Annotated in this window: 11 protein-coding genes and 1 pseudogene; all 12 read left to right on the forward strand. The window is 52.2% G+C overall.

What is annotated here, in order from left to right; translation table 11 throughout:
- Positions 1-8 precede the first annotated feature (8 nt).
- The 12 genes and pseudogenes from FDZ78_RS10145 to FDZ78_RS10195 all read left to right on the forward strand — a co-directional run bounded on the left by FDZ78_RS10145 (position 9) and on the right by FDZ78_RS10195 (position 17,859).
- Positions 9-1,265: a cofactor-independent phosphoglycerate mutase gene (locus tag FDZ78_RS10145; RefSeq protein WP_124075977.1), complete on the forward strand. Its 1,257-nt coding sequence runs from the start codon at positions 9-11 to the stop codon at positions 1,263-1,265.
- A 6-nt stretch (positions 1,266-1,271) separates the two neighbouring features.
- Positions 1,272-2,576 (forward strand): threonine synthase, encoded by a 1,305-nt coding sequence (gene thrC / locus FDZ78_RS10150; RefSeq protein ID WP_124075976.1) that lies wholly within the window; start codon positions 1,272-1,274, stop codon positions 2,574-2,576.
- 88 nt (positions 2,577-2,664) lie between these two features.
- Complete coding sequence (locus tag FDZ78_RS10155; protein ID WP_107033017.1) at positions 2,665-3,252, forward strand: GYF domain-containing protein; 588 nt, start codon at positions 2,665-2,667, stop codon at positions 3,250-3,252.
- A 249-nt stretch (positions 3,253-3,501) separates the two neighbouring features.
- Complete coding sequence (gene mutA, locus FDZ78_RS10160) at positions 3,502-5,364, forward strand: methylmalonyl-CoA mutase small subunit (protein ID WP_123399609.1); 1,863 nt, start codon at positions 3,502-3,504, stop codon at positions 5,362-5,364.
- A gap of 27 nt (positions 5,365-5,391) precedes the next feature.
- The gene (gene scpA, locus FDZ78_RS10165) at positions 5,392-7,527 is read left to right on the forward strand and encodes a methylmalonyl-CoA mutase (RefSeq protein ID WP_123399607.1); all 2,136 of its coding nucleotides are present in this window, start codon (positions 5,392-5,394) and stop codon (positions 7,525-7,527) included.
- Between the two features lie 183 nt (positions 7,528-7,710).
- Complete coding sequence (locus FDZ78_RS10170) at positions 7,711-8,883, forward strand: iron-containing alcohol dehydrogenase (protein ID WP_123399605.1); 1,173 nt, start codon at positions 7,711-7,713, stop codon at positions 8,881-8,883.
- 205 nt (positions 8,884-9,088) lie between these two features.
- Positions 9,089-11,437 carry a hypothetical protein gene (locus FDZ78_RS10175; RefSeq protein WP_123611169.1) on the forward strand — a complete coding sequence of 783 codons (2,349 nt, stop codon included), beginning with the start codon at positions 9,089-9,091 and terminating at the stop codon, positions 11,435-11,437.
- A 208-nt stretch (positions 11,438-11,645) separates the two neighbouring features.
- Positions 11,646-12,500 (forward strand): annotated as a pseudogene (locus tag FDZ78_RS14860) (polysaccharide lyase family 1 protein); the annotation flags it as partial.
- A 744-nt stretch (positions 12,501-13,244) separates the two neighbouring features.
- The gene (locus FDZ78_RS10180; RefSeq protein WP_240740397.1) at positions 13,245-14,510 is read left to right on the forward strand and encodes a M64 family metallopeptidase; all 1,266 of its coding nucleotides are present in this window, start codon (positions 13,245-13,247) and stop codon (positions 14,508-14,510) included.
- A 189-nt stretch (positions 14,511-14,699) separates the two neighbouring features.
- Positions 14,700-14,954 carry a type B 50S ribosomal protein L31 gene (locus tag FDZ78_RS10185; protein ID WP_107033022.1) on the forward strand — a complete coding sequence of 85 codons (255 nt, stop codon included), beginning with the start codon at positions 14,700-14,702 and terminating at the stop codon, positions 14,952-14,954.
- Positions 14,955-15,304: 350 nt separating this feature from the next.
- Entirely contained in the window at positions 15,305-17,146 is a 1,842-nt protein-coding gene (locus tag FDZ78_RS10190) for a LysM peptidoglycan-binding domain-containing protein (RefSeq protein WP_136408499.1), read from the forward strand.
- The gene (locus FDZ78_RS10195; RefSeq protein WP_240597811.1) at positions 17,146-17,859 is read left to right on the forward strand and encodes a porin family protein; all 714 of its coding nucleotides are present in this window, start codon (positions 17,146-17,148) and stop codon (positions 17,857-17,859) included. Before FDZ78_RS10190 ends, FDZ78_RS10195 begins: the two co-directional genes overlap by 1 nt.
- The last annotated feature ends 33 nt before the right edge of the window (positions 17,860-17,892 follow it).

Genomic DNA, 17,892 nt, shown 5'->3' on the forward strand with positions numbered 1-17,892 from the left:
CTCTCCCTATGAAGCATCTTATCATACTCGGTGACGGGATGTCAGACCATCCCATCGCCCGGTTTGGTGGAAAAACACCTCTCCAACAGGCTTCGACTCCCAATCTTGACCGTCTGGCCCATGAAGGCCGTTGTGGACGGCTTGTGACCATTCCTGACGGCTTTGCTCCAGGCAGCGAAGTGGCGAACACCGCCATCCTCGGCTACGATCTTAATGAAGTCTATGAAGGGCGCGGGCCTCTCGAAGCCGCGAGCATAGGCTATGAAATGGAACCCGGTGACATGGCTATGCGGTGCAATATCGTCAGTCTCGGCCGGGGCGGAGAAATCTGCGCTCATCATGGCGGACATCTGACCACCGAAGAGGGCGCGGAACTCATATGCTATCTTGACCGGCATCTCGGCAGTGAGCGGGTGAAGTTTATCCCCGGCATACAGTATCGTCATCTCCTTATTATAAAAGGTGGCAACAAGAATATCGAATGTGCGCCTCCGCATGATCATCCGGGAGAACAGTGGCGCGAACTGCTGGTCAGTCCGGTGGCAGAAAGCGGTGAAACCAATGTTGAGAACAGCCGCATGACCGCTGAGGAGACTGCCGCTCTTCTCAACGATCTGATACTGCGGTCGCAGGAACTTCTTGCAGACCATCCGCTCAATCAGCGCCACCGCGAGCAGGGCCGTCTGGAAGCCAATTCCATATGGCCCTGGAGTCCGGGCTACAGGCCGAATATGCTGACTCTTCAGCAGATGTATCCTCAGATCCGGACAGGAGCTGTCATCACGGCGGTCGACCTCATCCGTGGCATCGGGCATTATGCCGGACTCAGGAGCATAGTGGTCGAGGGAGCCACAGGCCTTGCCGACACCAATTATGAAGGGAAGACCGCAGCTGCCCTTGAGGCCCTGCGCAGCGATGATTTTGTGTTTCTTCACCTCGAAGCAACCGATGAAGCAGGCCATGACGGCGATGTGGATCTTAAAGTGAAAGCTATAGAATATCTTGACAGCCGGGTTGTCGGCCCGATCATGCAGGGACTTGCATCATGGAATGAGCAGGTCTGCATAGCCTTGCTCCCGGACCATGCGACGCCCGTCGAAAAACGCATTCACATGGCAGAGCCTGTGCCGTTTGTAATCCATACGCCCGGAGCCGAGCCTGACAGCGTCGACCGTTACGATGAAGAAAGCTGCGCGTCAGGCTGCTATGGCCTTTTGCGGCTCAGTGAATTTATGGACCGATTCATGAACCCAGAAAATCAATAATTGCAAATGAAATATTATAGTACTAACCGGGCTACGCCCGTAGTGGATCTGGAAGAAGCAGTGGTCAAGGGACTGGCCGCAGACCGCGGACTTTTCATGCCTGAGACCATCAGACCCCTTCCAAAAGAATTTTTTGACACGATTGACCGGCTCTCGTTTCATGAGATAGCCTGCCGTGTGGCCGAAGCGTTTTTCGGTGAAGACATTCCTAAGGAGGACCTCGACCGTATTGTCTGTGACACCCTGGCTTTTGACTGCCCGGTAGCCGAAGTGGAGGACCGCATCTACAGTCTCGAACTTTTCCACGGCCCCACACTCGCATTCAAAGATGTCGGCGCCCGTTTCATGGCGCGTCTGCTCAGATATTTCATAGGCAAGCGCGGAGCCGAACGCACGGTCAACGTGCTTGTGGCCACAAGCGGTGACACCGGATCGGCCGTGGCCAACGGCTTTCTCGGCGTAGACGGCATCCATGTCTATGTGCTTTACCCCAAAGGGAAAGTCAGCCCGATTCAGGAATGCCAGTTTACAACCCTCGGCCGCAATGTCACGGCAGTCGAGGTCGACGGTGTGTTTGACGACTGCCAGCGTCTTGTCAAAAGCGCCTTCATGGACAGCGAACTTTGTGAGAAGATGACACTGACCTCAGCCAACTCGATCAATGTGGCCCGATTCCTGCCGCAGGCATTCTATTATTTCAATGCCTACGCCCGTATGAAGGCTCTCGGAAAGGCATCGGAGCTCGTGATCAGTGTGCCGAGCGGCAATTTCGGCAATATAACCGCCGGACTTTTCGCTCACCGGATGGGGCTTCCGGTCAAACGCTTCATTGCCGCAAACAATTCCAACGATATATTCTATAACTATCTGCTCACTGGCACATACTCGCCGAAGGCAAGTGTGCAGACCATTGCAAACGCGATGGACGTAGGCGATCCGAGCAACTTTGCCCGCATCCTGGATCTGTATGACAACTCTCATGAGCGGATTTCATCGCTGATCAGCGGATTCGCATATCCTGACAGCCGTATCCGCCTGACCATGCACGACTGCTATGCCGCTACCGGCTATCTGCTTGATCCGCATGGAGCCTGCGGCTATCAGGCGCTGAAAGACGGCCTGCAGCCCGGCGAGACAGGCATATTCCTCGAAACAGCCCATCCGGCCAAATTCAAGGAAACTGTAGACGCGGCCGTCGAAGCTCCCGTAGCCATTCCTGACCGCCTTGCCGCATTCATGAACGGCGAGAAGCAGTCAGTGGACATGAACGCCGACTTCTCTGACTTCAAGGACTTTCTGATGCGACAATGAAGGTATGTTTGGCAGATATGCTATAAAACCTTAAATTTGCATTTGATAGTAAAACAGAAAACAAACCACAATAACAATATCAATCATTATGGCAACCTGGTACGTTTATCAGAATAATGTCCAGACAGGCCCTGTGAGCGAAGATCAGCTTTCAGGCATGGGACTTACGCCGGCCACTCTGGTATGGCGCGAAGGTATGGAGCAATGGCAGCCGGCCGGGCAGGTGCCCGAACTGTCATTCCTGTTTGAAGCTCCTGCAGGTGAAGGATCATCCTTCACAACCACGCCCCCTCCCTCGCCCGGAGCAGAGGCTTATGCCGGAACCAGACAGTATCAGAACGCACCCGGCGGAGCGCAATATCAGGGCGCGCAAGGCGGTCAGCAATATCAGAATGCCCCCGGCGCAGCCTATCCACCCGCAGGTGCTTACATACCCGCCTCCGGCAAGGACAAGACCACAGCCGGAATCCTGGCCATACTCCTTGGTTTCTTCGGTGCGCAGTATTTCTATCTCGGCAAAATCGGAGCCGCGATACTGACTATCGTGCTCTCATTCGTCACCTGTGGTATCTGGAATCTGCTGACATTCGCACAGGGCATTGTCATGCTCACAATGTCTCAGGAACAGTTTGACCGGAAATACGTCTATACCAACAGCACCTTCCCCTTGTTCTGAAAGAGGCCTGCGGTCCACTCTTCGGGCTGCAGACATGTTTAAAAACATAAAATTGTCAAAAACAGACATATGTCATTGCAAATAGCGCCTCCACGGGCGCTGTTTCTGCTTATTTTTCTTTCTATTTTTTTGCTTTTAGGAAGTTTCCAATTATCTTTGCACGAAGATTGTTAACCTCTCAGGTTGCTTTCTAAGAGGTTGTTTAAAAACAACCTCTAAACCCTGAACAGTATATTTAATACCATAATCATGGCAGAAAAGAAAGAAAAATTGTTTGAACAGTTTCCTCCCGTGAGCACCGCAGAGTGGAAAGCCAAGGTGGAAGCTGACCTTAAGGGCGCACCGTTTGACAAGAAACTCGTGTGGCGCACCAACGAAGGCTTCAATGTTCAGCCGATGTATCGTCTGGAGGACATCGAAGATCTCAAGACCACCAATTCGCTTCCCGGTGAATTTCCCTATGTGCGAGGAACACGCACTGACAATGACTGGCTCACCCGCCAGGAAATCATCGCCGAGACTCCCGCCGAAGCAAATGAAAAAGCACTTGATGTCCTGACCAAAGGTGTCACTTCACTCGGTTTCCATGTTGACGAACCGACTGCCGAAACACTTCAGATCCTTCTCAAAGGCATAGATCTCGGCAAGGTAGAGGTAAACTTCACCTGCTGCATCAAAAAGGCTCTTCCTCTGGCAAAGGCACTTGTCGAATATATCAAAGCCAACGGCTGTGCCGAAACATTCAAAGGCTCGATTGATTTCAATCCTTTCCGCAAACCCCTGCGCAAGGGTGTGGCATTCGAGGCTTCGGTTCTCGCTTCAATGTCATGCGAACTGCTTGACGCAGTCAGGGAAGTAGCCGGTCTCCGTGTACTCTCTGTTGACAGCGACATGCTTTCCAATGCCGGAGCTTACATTTTCCAGGAACTCGGCTATGCTCTTTCATGGGGCGCGCAGTGGCTGACACTCCTGACCGAGGCAGGCCGCAGCGCCGATGAAGTGGCGGCCCGCATCAAGTTCAACATGGGCATCTCGTCGAACTTCTTCATGGAACTCGCGAAGTTCCGCGCTGCCCGTATGCTCTGGGCCCAGATTGTCAAGCAGTATGGCGCGTCAGACGAAGCCGCAAAGATGATGGCCCACGCCTCTACCTCACGCTTCAATCAGACTCTTTACGATGCACACGTCAACCTGCTCCGTTCTCAGACCGAGGCCATGTCAGCAGCTCTTGCCGGTGTTGACTCCATCACATCGCTTCCCTTCGATCTTCCCTATAAGACACCCGATGAATTCTCTGAACGAATTGCCCGCAACCAGCAGTTCCTTCTGAAAGAAGAAAGCCATCTTGACAAGGTGATCGACCCTGCCGGCGGCAGCTACTATGTGGAGACCCTCACTGTCTCAATCGCGAAAGAAGCCTGGAAACTCTTCCTTGAAGTAGAAGACAAGGGCGGCTTCCTTGCCTGCTGCAACAATGACGAGGTTCAGAAAGTGATCCGTGAAAGCGCCGAAAAGCGTCACACCGACGTGGCCCGCCGCAAAGAGATACTTCTCGGAACCAACCAGTATCCCAATATCAACGAAATGGCTGCCGACAAGATCGTGGATCTCAAAGGCTCGCTTGCCTGCGCCTGTGGCGGTCAGGGCGACGGATGCGAAACTCCCGCCGGACTCCCCACCAAGCGCGCCGCAAGTGACTTTGAATCACTCCGTCTTGCCACAGAAGCCGCTTCAAACCGTCCGAAAGTGTTCATGCTGACCATCGGAAATCTTGCCATGCGTCTTGCCCGCGCGCAGTTCTCCACCAACTTCTTCGGCTGTGCAGGCTATGAGATCATTGACAACCTTGGCTTTGACACTGTAGAACAGGGCGTTGACGCAGCTCTTGAAAAGGGTGCCGACATCGTGGTGCTCTGCTCAAGCGACGACGAATATGCCGAATTCGCACCCGCTGCATTCAAATATCTCGACGGACGCGCTGAATTCGTAGTTGCCGGCGCACCTGCCTGCACCGACGATCTCAAGGCAATCGGAATCAACGACTTCGTTCATGTGCGTTGCAATGTGCTCGACACACTCCGCGCTTTCAATGACAAACTCCTCAAGAAGTAATACGTCAACCCCCATCAACATTCAGACATGAAACCCAATTTCAAAGAAATAGACATCGTTAACGACGCTTTCGGCGATCTCCGTGTCCCCGAAACTCAGGGGGAAGACTGGATCACCCCGGAACTTATCCCCGTCAAGCCCATCTATACCAAGCAGGATCTTGAAGGACTCGAGCACCTCAACTACGTGTCAGGTATTCCTCCCTTCCTCCGTGGCCCGTACAGCGCCATGTATCCTCTGCGCCCCTGGACCATCCGCCAGTATGCAGGCTTCTCCACCGCAGCTGAGTCAAACGCCTTCTACCGCCGCAACCTTGCAGCCGGTCAGAAGGGTCTGTCAGTGGCCTTTGACCTTGCCACACACCGCGGCTATGACGCAGACCACGAACGTGTGGTAGGTGACGTGGGCAAAGCCGGCGTTTCGATCTGCTCGCTTGAAGACATGAAAGTCCTTTTCGAGGGAATTCCCTTGAACAAGATGTCAGTCTCCATGACAATGAACGGAGCCGTTCTCCCCGTGCTCGCATTCTATATCAACGCAGGTCTCGAACAGGGAGCCAAACTCGAAGAAATGGCCGGTACCATCCAGAACGACATCCTAAAGGAATTCATGGTGCGCAACACCTATATATATCCGCCGGAATTCTCGATGCGAATCATCGCCGACATCTTCGAATACACTTCGCAGAACATGCCCAAGTTCAACTCGATCTCCATCTCCGGCTACCACATGCAGGAAGCCGGTGCGACATGCGACATCGAGCTTGCCTACACTCTTGCCGACGGTCTCGAATATCTCCGTGCCGGTATCAATGCAGGCATCGACATCGACGCCTTCGCTCCGCGTCTGTCATTCTTCTGGGCTATCGGCATGAACTACTTCATGGAAGTGGCCAAGATGCGCGCAGCCCGTCTTCTCTGGGCCAAGATCGTCAAGCAGTTCAATCCGAAGAACCCCAAATCGCTTGCCCTGCGCACCCACTCCCAGACCTCAGGCTGGTCGCTTACCGAGCAGGACCCCTTCAACAACGTGGGCCGTACATGTATCGAGGCAATGGGTGCCGCTCTCGGCCACACCCAGTCGCTCCATACCAACGCGCTTGACGAAGCCATCGCCCTCCCGACCGACTTCTCCGCTCGTATCGCCCGCAACACCCAGATCTACATCCAGGAAGAGACTATGGTCACCAAGCAGGTCGATCCCTGGGGCGGCAGCTACTATGTGGAAGCCCTCACAAACGAGATCGCACACCGTGCCTGGGAACACATCCAGGAAATCGAGAAACTCGGCGGTATGGCCAAGGCCATCGAATCAGGTCTGCCCAAAATGCGTATCGAAGAAGCTTCGGCCCGCACTCAGGCCCGTATCGACTCAGGCCGTCAGACAATCGTTGGTATCAACAAATACCGTCTCGACCACGAAGATCCCATCGACATCCTTGAAATCGACAACACCGAAGTGCGCAAAGACCAGGTGGCCCGTCTCGTCGACCTCAAGGCTCATCGCGACGAAGAGGCAGTCAAGAAATCCCTCGCCGCCATCACCGAGTGTGTCCGCACCAAGGAAGGCAACCTCCTCGACCTTGCTGTCAAGGCTGCCGGTCTGCGCGCCACACTGGGCGAAATCTCCGATGCCTGCGAAGACGTCGTAGGCCGTTACAAAGCAGTAATCAGAACCATTTCAGGCGTGTACTCATCAGAAACCAAGGCTGATCCTGACTTCGTGAAGGCTCAGCAGATGTGCGAAGAATTCGCCAAGCGCGAAGGTCGTCAACCCCGTATCATGATCGCCAAGATGGGCCAGGACGGTCACGACCGCGGTGCCAAGGTGGTAGCCACCGGCTATGCCGACTGCGGTTTTGACGTTGACATGGGCCCGCTGTTCCAGACTCCCGCCGAAGCAGCCCGCCAGGCGGTCGAGAACGACGTCCACATTCTCGGTGTCTCTTCACTTGCAGCAGGTCACAAGACCCTGATTCCGCAGGTGATCGAGGAACTCAAGAAACTCGGCCGCGAGGACATCATGGTGACTGCCGGCGGTGTTATTCCCGCTCAGGACTATGATTTCCTTTACAAGGCAGGTGTCGCCGCAATCTTCGGCCCCGGTACCCGCATTCCGGTTTCGGCAATCAAGATGCTTGAGCTTCTTGAAGGAGAAGAATAATAGAATTTCCCTGATGTTTTCCCTGATTGCTTGAATCACATGGGGAAAAATATCGGCAGGGGGACGCATTTCAGAGCGCCCGCGCAGACGGCCGATTACCGGTCACCTGCTATGGAGGCGCTTTGAAAAGCGTTCCTCTGTCGCGTTTATTGTTTTTAGACAACCTCTAATAATGTATGCCCAATGGATAATTTCACTTTTTGCACCCCTACGCGCTATCTGTTTGGCCGAGGGGTTGAGAATGAAGTGGGACGCCTTTGCAAAAACGCGGAGTGGAAAAACGTCATGATCGTCTATGGCGGCGGCTCTGCGGTGAAGAGCGGACTGCTTGACCGCGTTACTGCATCGCTCGACGCTGAAGGCATTTCTCATATCTCCCTTGGAGGCGTGAAGCCCAATCCGACTGACGATCTGGTCTATGAAGGCATAGACCGTTGTCGCCGGAGTGGGGCAGATGCCTTGCTCGCTGTAGGCGGAGGCTCTGTGATCGACACTGCCAAGGCTATAGCCTGCGGAGTGCCTTATGACGGAGACTTCTGGGACTTCTTTGCCGGAAAAGCCGTAGTCGGACCGGCCTTGCCTCTCGGAGTGGTGCTCACCATTCCCGCCGCAGGCAGCGAGGGGAGCGGAAACTCAGTGATAACCCGTCTTGACGGACTGTTGAAACTCTCGCTCAGGACCGATACAGCTTTGCGGCCGAAATTCGCCTGCCTGAATCCGGAACTGACATTCACTCTTCCGCCCTATCAGACGGCAAGTGGCATCGCCGACATGATGGTCCACATCATGGAGCGTTATTTCTCCCCTACGGAAGATGTAGAGGTGACCGACCGCCTGGCCGAAGGGCTGCTGAAAGCCATAATAGCGGAAGCCCCCAAAGTGATGGCCTGTCCTGACGATTACCAGGCCCGCGCCAACATAATGTGGAGCGGCACTCTCGCCCACAACGGCATCTGCGGATGCGGACGGCGTGAAGACTGGGCCTCTCATTTCATGGAGCATGAGCTGAGCGCCATCTACGGAGTGACTCACGGAGCCGGACTCGCTGTAATAGTGCCTGCATGGCTCGAATATGTGTCACGCATCAAGCCTGCCAAAGTGGCGCAGTTCGGCCGCAGGGTCTTTGACGTGAACGAGCATGACGACACCGCTGCGGCCACCGAGGCAGTCTGCTGCCTGCGCGGATTCTTCAGCTCTATCGGTCTGCCAGTCACCATGAAAGCTCTCGGCATTGAAGCGCCTGATTTTGACCTGTTCGTCAGCAAGCTTCATGAAAACAAAGGCCCGCAGATAGGTGGCTATATCACTCTTGGCAAAGAAGACACCGAGGCTATCTACCGTCTCGCCGCGGAATGAGAGGTCTTTCAATATCCTCCAGACGCATCTGAAAGCAATTCTTAATAAACATCAAAACTGCGGATTTTGATGCGAAAAATGCGGGAAATGGTAGATTTTATTTGATAATGGCCGAAAAATCATCTATCTTTGCATACTGAGAAAGAATGCCTTAAATTAAAACTCTATACCTTATACAACAAATTTACCCCCTTATCTACACAACATGAAAAGATTTGCAATATTCACCTTGGTGGCATTGCTCTGCTCTATGTTCGGATTTGCCGAGACCATAGATCGTCTTGAAGCATTTCCGGGAGCCGAGGGCTATGGCCGCTACACGTCAGGTGGTCGCGGTGGAAAAGTGCTTAAAGTAACAAAACTAACCGATGACGGATCTGAAGGCACATTGCGTTGGGCCTGCAATCAGGCAGGTGCAAGAACAATCGTTTTTGAAGTGTCAGGAAACATTCATCTTGAAAGCGCTCTTGATCTGAAAAACGGAAATGTGACCATCGCAGGCCAGACCGCTCCCGGTGACGGCATCTGCATTACCGACTATCCGTTTTCAATCAAGGCCAATAATGTGATCATCCGTTATATCCGTTTCCGTCTTGGTAACAAAAACGTGACCAAAGATGGTGCAGACGGCTGGGATGGACTTGGAGCCCTTGATCAGCGCGACATCATCATTGACCATTGCTCGGTGAGCTGGAGTATTGATGAATGTCTTTCGTTCAGCGGTACTCATAACACAACAGTCCAGTGGTGTATCGTATCTCAGAGCCTTGTCAATTCAGGCCACAGCAAAGGCAATCACGGATATGGTGGCAACTGGGGTGGCGAATATGGTTCATATCACCACAATCTTCTTGCTCACCACACATCGCGTGCTCCGCGCCTTGGCCCGCGTCCCACCACTCAGCTCAATGAGGTGATGGACATGCGTAACAATGTCATGTTCAACTATTCTGGCGAAAGTTGCTACGGCGGTGAGGGCATGAATGTCAACATTGTCAATAATTACTATAAGCCCGGACCTGGAAATAAGTATGTCAATGGCAGCAACAATAAGAGATTCCGCATTGCCGGAATCGGAATCCGCACTGTGGATTATGTGCTTGACAAAGACAAGATCGCAGCGTCTTATAACAGTCTGATGGGTACCTCTATCAATAAAGGCAATGTAGAAGGCTATTTCAGCAAAGGCAGACCCGGAGTTCAGATTGCAGGACGGTCATATGACATAGCGGATGACAATACTATCAATATAGATGGCAAGATTCTTACTATCACCTGGAATGCCTATAAGCCCGCATTGCACAAGATCGGCACATATTATGTCGATGGAAACAATAACTCGAATTTCGGGCAGGTGGAAGGTGATAACTGGGGTTTTGGCATATATAACCAGATCACCTGGAGCGAATGGGACGGACTTGCTTCGGTAAGCTCTTCTCAGAATAATATCAAAAATGATATGAAGCTTGACCGCCCGATTGAATATGTCTATACCACCACCCATAGTGCTCAAGATGCCTATGCTAAAGTGCTTGATCATGCGGGAGCTTCTCTGAAACGTGACGCTCTTGATAAAATGATCATCGAAGAGGCTCGAAATAATAAAGCAGCTTCTACAGGATCAGGCCTTGACGCAGGTTTTATCAACACTCCTGATGATATAGTATATCCTGCCGGAACCGCACTGGAAGAAAATGGCAAACTTCCGATACTTGCTAATGTGGCTGCGCCTGTAGATACAGACGGCGATGGCATGCCTGACAAGTGGGAGCAGGAAAATGGCCTTGATCCCAATGATCCTTCTGACGGAGCCAAAGCCACGGCATCAGGATTTACTAATCTTGAGATCTATCTGAATTCTTTGGTTGAACATATCACCGCCTCTCAGAACGAGGCCGGCAAGATGCTCAACGGCGATCTGACTTTCGCTGACGATGCTGTCGAGCTCCCGAAATACGAGGCGCCTGTTGTAGAGACTTTCGAATATGAAATCTCAAAATCTACCAGCCATATGATGAGAGACGATCCCCAGCCTTTCCTTTTCAGTGATGGAATCTCAGTCTCTTGTACAGATGCCAGCCGAAAATATTCAAACGGCTCATCTGCAACAGCTGACTATGTGAAGTTTGGCTCAGGAAGCAACAGAACCTGGACAATAAAGCTTCCGGAAGGAAAGGTTGCGACTGAGCTGACCTTTATCGGCTGGGCCAACAATGACAATAATCAGTCATATGTGGCTTCAGTTAATAATGATAAATTTGCTGCTGACGATTATGTTTTTCCGATCAGAAATATCAATGATGCGGCAAAGCACACAATCAATGTCACAGAACCTTCAAATGAAGTCAAAGTCATTTTCGGTGGCTCGGAAGTCGTTATTCAGATAATGATCAAGGCTAAGAAAGCAGACCAGTCAGGTATCGAGGACATCGTCATTGATCCCGCCAAGCCTCAGGGCAACGGTAAGATTTACAATATCATGGGTGTCGAAATCAAGGAGCCGCTGCTCCCCGGAATCTATATCCGTGACGGAAAGAAGTTCATTGTGAAATAATAAGGGGTTGACAATCCCTTGAACATGAAATATTAACTCTCTCGGCAGGGACGCTTTAAAAGGCGTTCCTGCCGAGAATTTTATGAAAGTATATATGATGAAACGGATTCATTTACTGGCAGCCGCCATACTGTTGGCTTCAAGTGGCTATGCCTTGCCTCCTGACGGATTCCCGCGTTCGATGCAGCCTGACCGTCAGCGTAAGGTGATGCAAAAAGAAACGGTGCCCTCCGTATGGATCAGACCTTCGGTAGCCGCTTTTCCAGGTGCAGAGGGTTTTGGCATGTGGACCACCGGCGGCCGTGGGGGGCGGGTGTATCATGTCACGACTCTTGATGACAATGACCGGCCCGGTTCATTCCGCTATGCCTGCAATCAGGCCGGTCCGCGGACAATCGTTTTTGATGTCGACGGCACTATTTTCCTGAAATCGCCCCTGCGGCTTGAAAACCCTGATGTGACGATAGCCGGACAGACTGCTCCCGGTGATGGTGTCTGCATTGCCGACTATCCGTTTCTCATCCAGGCCGACAATGTGATAGTCCGTTTCATGCGTTTTCGTCTCGGCGACCGTGAAGTGGCCCATCACGAAGGTGACGGACTCGGCGGCAGCGGTCATCGCAATGTGATGGTTGACCATTGCTCTGTGAGCTGGAGCATAGACGAGTGCATCTCGGTCTACGGTATGACCGACTTTACCGTGCAGTGGTGCATCGCATCCCACAGTCTTCATAGCAGCGGCCATCAGAAAGGAGCCCACGGCTACGGCGGAAACTGGGGTGGCAGCGGCGCGAGCTATCATCACAACCTTGTGGCAAACCATACGTCGCGCACACCGCGTCTCGGACCGAGCCCGCATACCCAGACTGACGAGCGCATGGATCTGCGTAACAACGTGATCTATAACTACGGTTCAAACGGGTGTTATGGAGGCGAGGGCATGACAGTGAACATAGTCAACAATTATTTCAAACCCGGCAAGACCACAAACACCATGCCTGAGCGCATAGCCGGTCCCGGAATCCGCACCGTGCAGTATTGTCTCAACGGCAGCGGTCTTGCTGAAGACTATAACCGTCTGTTCGGCACAAGCCTGAGCCGCGATGATGTCAAAGGCTTGCGTGATGGCAAGGGGCGCAAGGGTGTGAACCGCGTGAGTGTCGGCGGCCGCGTTTTTGAGATTGACATGGCCGACAACAGTATCGAAGTCGACGGACATAAACTGAAAATCGGTTGGAACGTATGGCGCCCGATGCTTCACAAATGGGGCCGCTTTTATGTGAGCGGCAACGAGAACCACGACATTGCGGCAGTCGGAGCCGACAACTGGGGCGTAGGTGTCAGACGCCAGATAAAACCTGCCGGCTGCGATGGTTATTGGGATAAATCCATAGCAGATGAAATCCGTCTCAATGAGCCTATGGACTTTGAGACGGTGACTACCCATACGGCGCGTGATGCCTATGAACGGGTGCTCGACTGCGCCGGAGCTTCGCTTCGCCGTGATGCCTATGACAGTCTTGTCATCAGTGACGTGCGTGAGGGCAATGCGTCATTCGGGAAAAACGGCATCATTGACACTCAGGATGAGGTTGTCTATGCCGACGGATCGCGCGGCTGGCCTGCCCTGAACAGCGGTGTGGCTCCGGCTGACACTGACGGCGATGGAATTCCCGATGACTGGGAGAGGGCCAACGGTCTTGATCCGGATAATGCTTCTGACGGCAGTCTCATTGGTAAGTCAGGCTACAGTAATATTGAACTCTATATGAATTCTCTGGTTGCCGAAGTAATGGAGGCCGGACTGATGGGAGGAGCACAAAGCGCCCAGATCCGCGAGACATCTTCTTCTGATTTCGGACGTAGGTTTGAAGACCGCACTCTGCGTGTCGACTATCTCTTCACTGCCACTCCGGCCGGTGACAGGGGTGTTTCTCTTGCCGGTCAGTCAGGTATCGACGGATGGGCCGGCCGACGCCATAGAATGTCGGAACTGCCGTTGCTCGGAAACGGCACGGTCACAATGGTCTCGGAGGCAGACGGTGACACGCTCTACCGCACATCCTTCTCATCTCTTTATCATGAATGGCTTACCACCGCAGAGGCTTCAGAAGTGGCCAAGGCTTTCGAGCACACGGTGCTTCTGCCTTATCCGGTCTCACCTGCCCGCATAAGCATCGAGCTGCTTGACAACCGCCATAAGCCTATTGCCTCGATGACCCACAGGCTTGATCCGAAAGATATTCTGATTACAAGGAAAGGCCACGGCTGGGTGGCGGAGCACCGCTATATCCACCGTGGGGGTGATCCGAAGAACGCCATAGATGTGGCTATTCTTGCAGAGGGCTATACAAGAGCGGAGATGGACAGTTTCTATCGTCATGCCCGTACGGCTGTGGATGCCATACTTTCCTACGAACCGTTCAAGTCACAGGCCGACAAGTTCAATTTTGTCGCCGTGGCCACTCCTTCGGCTGACTCAGGAGTCAGTGTGCCCCGTCTGGGCGAATGGAAGTCGACAGCATTCTCTTCGCATTTCAGCACATTCTATTCAGACCGCTATCTGACGAGCCTGCATGTCAGGGATATTCATGACTCTTTGGCCGGAATACCCTATGAACATATCATAATTCTGGCAAACACTCCGGAGTATGGCGGCGGAGGCATATATAACAGCTATACGCTGACCACATCGCGACATGCGAATTTCCGGCCTGTGGTTGTTCATGAATTCGGCCATAGTTTCGGCGGTCTGGCCGATGAATATTTCTACGAGACCGAGGCCAATGACGAGGCCTATCCCGCAGATGTGGAGCCTTGGGAACCGAACATCACCACACTTGTGGATTTTGAAAGCAAGTGGAAAGATCTGATTCCCAAAGGAACGCCGCAGCCCACACCGGTATCGGAAGCGTCGAAATGGCCGGTAGGACTTTATGAAGGAGGGGGGTACTCTTTTCATGGAGTATATCGTCCGGCCGATGACTGCCGCATGCGCACCAACACAGCTCCGGACTTCTGTCCGGCCTGCCGCAGAGCCATGAGCCGCCTGATCGATTTCTACACAGAATAGCAGCCGCCCGATTGAGTCTACAATCCGCAATTGCCTGCAAATTCTTGCACAATAATAATTTCTCGGTTCATAATGGCAGAAAAGTTTTGATAAATAAATTAAAATTCTTACCTTTGCACCGCCATTACGAATCTACGCGTCCTACCAGCGCAACGATAACTTCTGACAACAAAAAAATCACGAAATAAAATGAAAGCAGATCTCCATCCTTCCAACTACCGCGAAGTAGTATTCAAGGACATGTCGAACGATGAAATCTTCATCACTCGTTCCACTGTAGCCTCAAAGGAAACAATCGAAGTTGACGGCGTGACCTATCCCTTGGTTAAGCTTGAAATCACCAGCTCGTCACACCCCTTCTTCACCGGTAAGCAGAAGCTTGTCGATACCGCCGGTCGCGTGGACAAGTTCATGAGCCGTTACGGCAACCGCAAGAAGAAATAATTCATTCTTCACGGATTCAAAGAATCAACCGGCGTCCTGCAGCATTTGTCTGCAGGACGCCGGCTTCTTTATATATATGTGATGTTTTTGAACCGGTCTTGCGTAGCCATCCGGGGCGGTAAATCGGTGTCCGGTCGAGGACACCGATTTACCGCTCCGAATAGGGTGCCTTCGCTTTATCGCTCTCTTTCGGGAGGGCGGGGGTGTATCTTTGCAGAAGTTCTTTCCGATGTGGATCTTAACCCCCCATTTTTTTATTGACTCCAAAAAATTCCGTATAATCGGTGTTAAAAGTAAAGATACATCAAAGAATTTGATGTATCTTTGTGGAAGTTTTTAGCCATAAGCACATGAAATTTCGTAGACTGACCATATCTGCCCTCTGTTCTCTTGCATTGGCTGCAGGCATTACGGCTGACGCCGCAGTGAAAGATCTGCCTGTCAAAGAGATAAACGGACGTTCATATCATTATTATACCGTAGAGAACAAGGAGACCATTTATTCTCTCTGCCATAAGTTCGGCATCAGCAAAGACGAGCTTGTGAAGTTTAACCCCTCAGTGGCCGACGGACTGAAGTCCGGCTCGATGCTGTTCTTCCCGGTTGAAGAGAGCGAGGTGCTGACTCCTGACAATGCCAACCGTCACGGAGTGCGTATGCTGAGCCATACCGTGGCAAAAGGGGAGACTATCTATGGAATCGCTAAAAAATACGGAATAAGCACAGATGCGCTGATCGAGCAGAACCCCATTGTCCGCGAAGGGCTGAAGGCTGGTCAGACTCTTCATCTGACAGCGCCGGTTATCGGCGAAGATAATTCAGCGGCCAGTGCAGTGGCTGTCGGATCAGCCTCGCAAGGCACTACTGTTATTCGCACAGCACCTGAAGGCTATATAGTAAAGAAGAAAGAGACGTTTTATTCTATAGCCAATGCCCACGGGATCACCGTGGAGCAGCTTGAAGCCGCCAATCCGGGTATTACGGTCCTGAAAGAAGGTCAGGTGCTGAGCATTCCGGCCCCGCAGGGAGCAGTAGCGGCAGAGCAGCAGGCATCTCCTTCCGGCCTTATTCCGGTCGGAACTGACGGCACCGTATCCGTTGATGACCTTGCCCGTGCATCCGGTGTCACTCCGGAGGCAAAAGAGGAGCTTTCTGTAGCTGTGGTCTTGCCGTTTATGCTCAAGGAAGAAACACCGTCAAAGAGCGCGCAGCGCTACACTGAATTCTATAAAGGATTTCTGATTGCCGTAGACAGTATGCGCCACAATGGAGTCCCGGTCAAAGTAACTGCCTATGACACTGAAGGGTCTACAGCGAAAGTCCGTCAGCTGACTTCTGACAGCACCTTGAAAGCTCATCGCATGATAATAGCCCCCGATTCGTCAGACCAGCTGGCTATACTCGGTGAATTCGGGCGTGATAACGGCATAAAAGTGCTCAACGCTTTTATAGTCCGCGATGAATGCTATCAGACTAATCCTGCCGTGATGCAGGGAAACATACCTTCGCAGCAAATGATTGACAAAGCCGCCGAAGCAATTGCCGGACGGCTGGCATATTCAACCCCCGTCTTTGTATCTCTGGCAGACGGCGCGAATGCAGACAAATCTGATTTTATCTCGGCGCTCAAATCGCGTATTGAGTCAAAAGGAATTGAGTGGAAGACCATTACAGCCGAGGCGAAACTGACTCCGGCTGATCTTAAAAGCCTGAAGTCTGACGGGAACTATACGTTTATACCACTGTCGGCCCGTCAGAGTGATCTCAACCGCATAATGCCCGCTGTCATAGAGTGGCGCGACGAGGCCGGACTCCCGATGGTCAAGCTTGTCGGCTATCCGGAGTGGGTGACATTCCGCGGCGAGACTCTGCAGAACATGCACAATCTCAACACCACGGTGTATTCGCGTTTCTTTGTCGATGATGACAATGTGCGCACACGTCGCATGGAAGACCGTTTCAAAGGCTGGTATGGAGCCGGAATGGAAAATGCCATACCGCGTCAGGGACTGCTCGGTTTCGATACAGGCATGTTTGTGCTGGATTATCTCAAGAACCCGGTGGCACGCTATGACGGTGTGCAGAACGGCTATTCGTTCACAACCCCGGAAGGAGCCGAGGGACAGTGCAACAATGTGCTCTATCTGATCAACTTCCGCACCGGCGGTTTAATTGAAAAAATCAATCTCTGATGGCAGGTAAGGTATTTCGTATGATTGCCGGACGGGTGCTTGTTGCGCTGGCACTTCTGCTGCCTGTCAGTGTGATGGCCCAGAGAGAATACTCGCCCAACTTTTCGATAGGAGGAAAGGCCGGAGCGACATTGTCGCGCATGTCATTCAGCCCTGAGGTGCATCAGAAGTTCACCCAGGGGCTCACTATGGGGCTTGCCTGCCGCTACACGGAGGAGAAGATCTTCGGTCTGATCGGAGAAATCAACGTGACGCAGCGTGGATGGGCCGAGGATTTTGCCAAGGACGAGGCGCCGGAGTTCAGTTATTCACGCACTCTGACCTATGTCTCTATTCCGGTGATGACACATATCTATTTCGGGTCACAGAAATTTCGCGGTTTTTTCAATCTCGGACCGGAGGTGGGATTTTTGCTCGGCAGTTCGATCGATGCAAATTTCGATTATGACAACTATAAAAATATACCTAATTTCCCGCAAGGCTCTCGAACTAATGAGCAGTTGGCAATGGCTGTAGACCGCAAGTTTGACTACGGTATTGTCGGTGGGGCCGGTATGGAGATTGTGATAAAGCGCCGACACTCCATAATGCTCGAAGGCCGCTACTATTTTGGCCTGGGAAATATCTTCAAGGATTCAAAGCGTGACTTCTTTGCTGCCTCACGTAACAACTCGATCGAGATTTCACTGAAATATATGATTCGTGTGAAATAAGCGACTTCCGGACACAATATATACCACACGACA

The sequence above is a fragment of the Duncaniella sp. B8 genome, from assembly GCF_005304985.1.
GTDB lineage: Bacteria > Bacteroidota > Bacteroidia > Bacteroidales > Muribaculaceae > Duncaniella > Duncaniella muris.

What these genes read in the sequence shown, in the direction of transcription:
- FDZ78_RS10145 (WP_124075977.1), top strand. Translation starts at nt 9, where the DNA reads ATGAAGCATCTTATCATACTCGGTGACGGGATGTCAGACCATCCCATC.
- thrC (WP_124075976.1), top strand. Translation starts at nt 1,272, where the DNA reads ATGAAATATTATAGTACTAACCGGGCTACGCCCGTAGTGGATCTGGAA.
- FDZ78_RS10155 (WP_107033017.1), top strand. Translation starts at nt 2,665, where the DNA reads ATGGCAACCTGGTACGTTTATCAGAATAATGTCCAGACAGGCCCTGTG.
- mutA (WP_123399609.1), top strand. Translation starts at nt 3,502, where the DNA reads ATGGCAGAAAAGAAAGAAAAATTGTTTGAACAGTTTCCTCCCGTGAGC.
- scpA (WP_123399607.1), top strand. Translation starts at nt 5,392, where the DNA reads ATGAAACCCAATTTCAAAGAAATAGACATCGTTAACGACGCTTTCGGC.
- FDZ78_RS10170 (WP_123399605.1), top strand. Translation starts at nt 7,711, where the DNA reads ATGGATAATTTCACTTTTTGCACCCCTACGCGCTATCTGTTTGGCCGA.
- FDZ78_RS10175 (WP_123611169.1), top strand. Translation starts at nt 9,089, where the DNA reads ATGAAAAGATTTGCAATATTCACCTTGGTGGCATTGCTCTGCTCTATG.
- FDZ78_RS10180 (WP_240740397.1), top strand. Translation starts at nt 13,245, where the DNA reads ATGGGAGGAGCACAAAGCGCCCAGATCCGCGAGACATCTTCTTCTGAT.
- FDZ78_RS10185 (WP_107033022.1), top strand. Translation starts at nt 14,700, where the DNA reads ATGAAAGCAGATCTCCATCCTTCCAACTACCGCGAAGTAGTATTCAAG.
- FDZ78_RS10190 (WP_136408499.1), top strand. Translation starts at nt 15,305, where the DNA reads ATGAAATTTCGTAGACTGACCATATCTGCCCTCTGTTCTCTTGCATTG.
- FDZ78_RS10195 (WP_240597811.1), top strand. Translation starts at nt 17,146, where the DNA reads ATGGCAGGTAAGGTATTTCGTATGATTGCCGGACGGGTGCTTGTTGCG.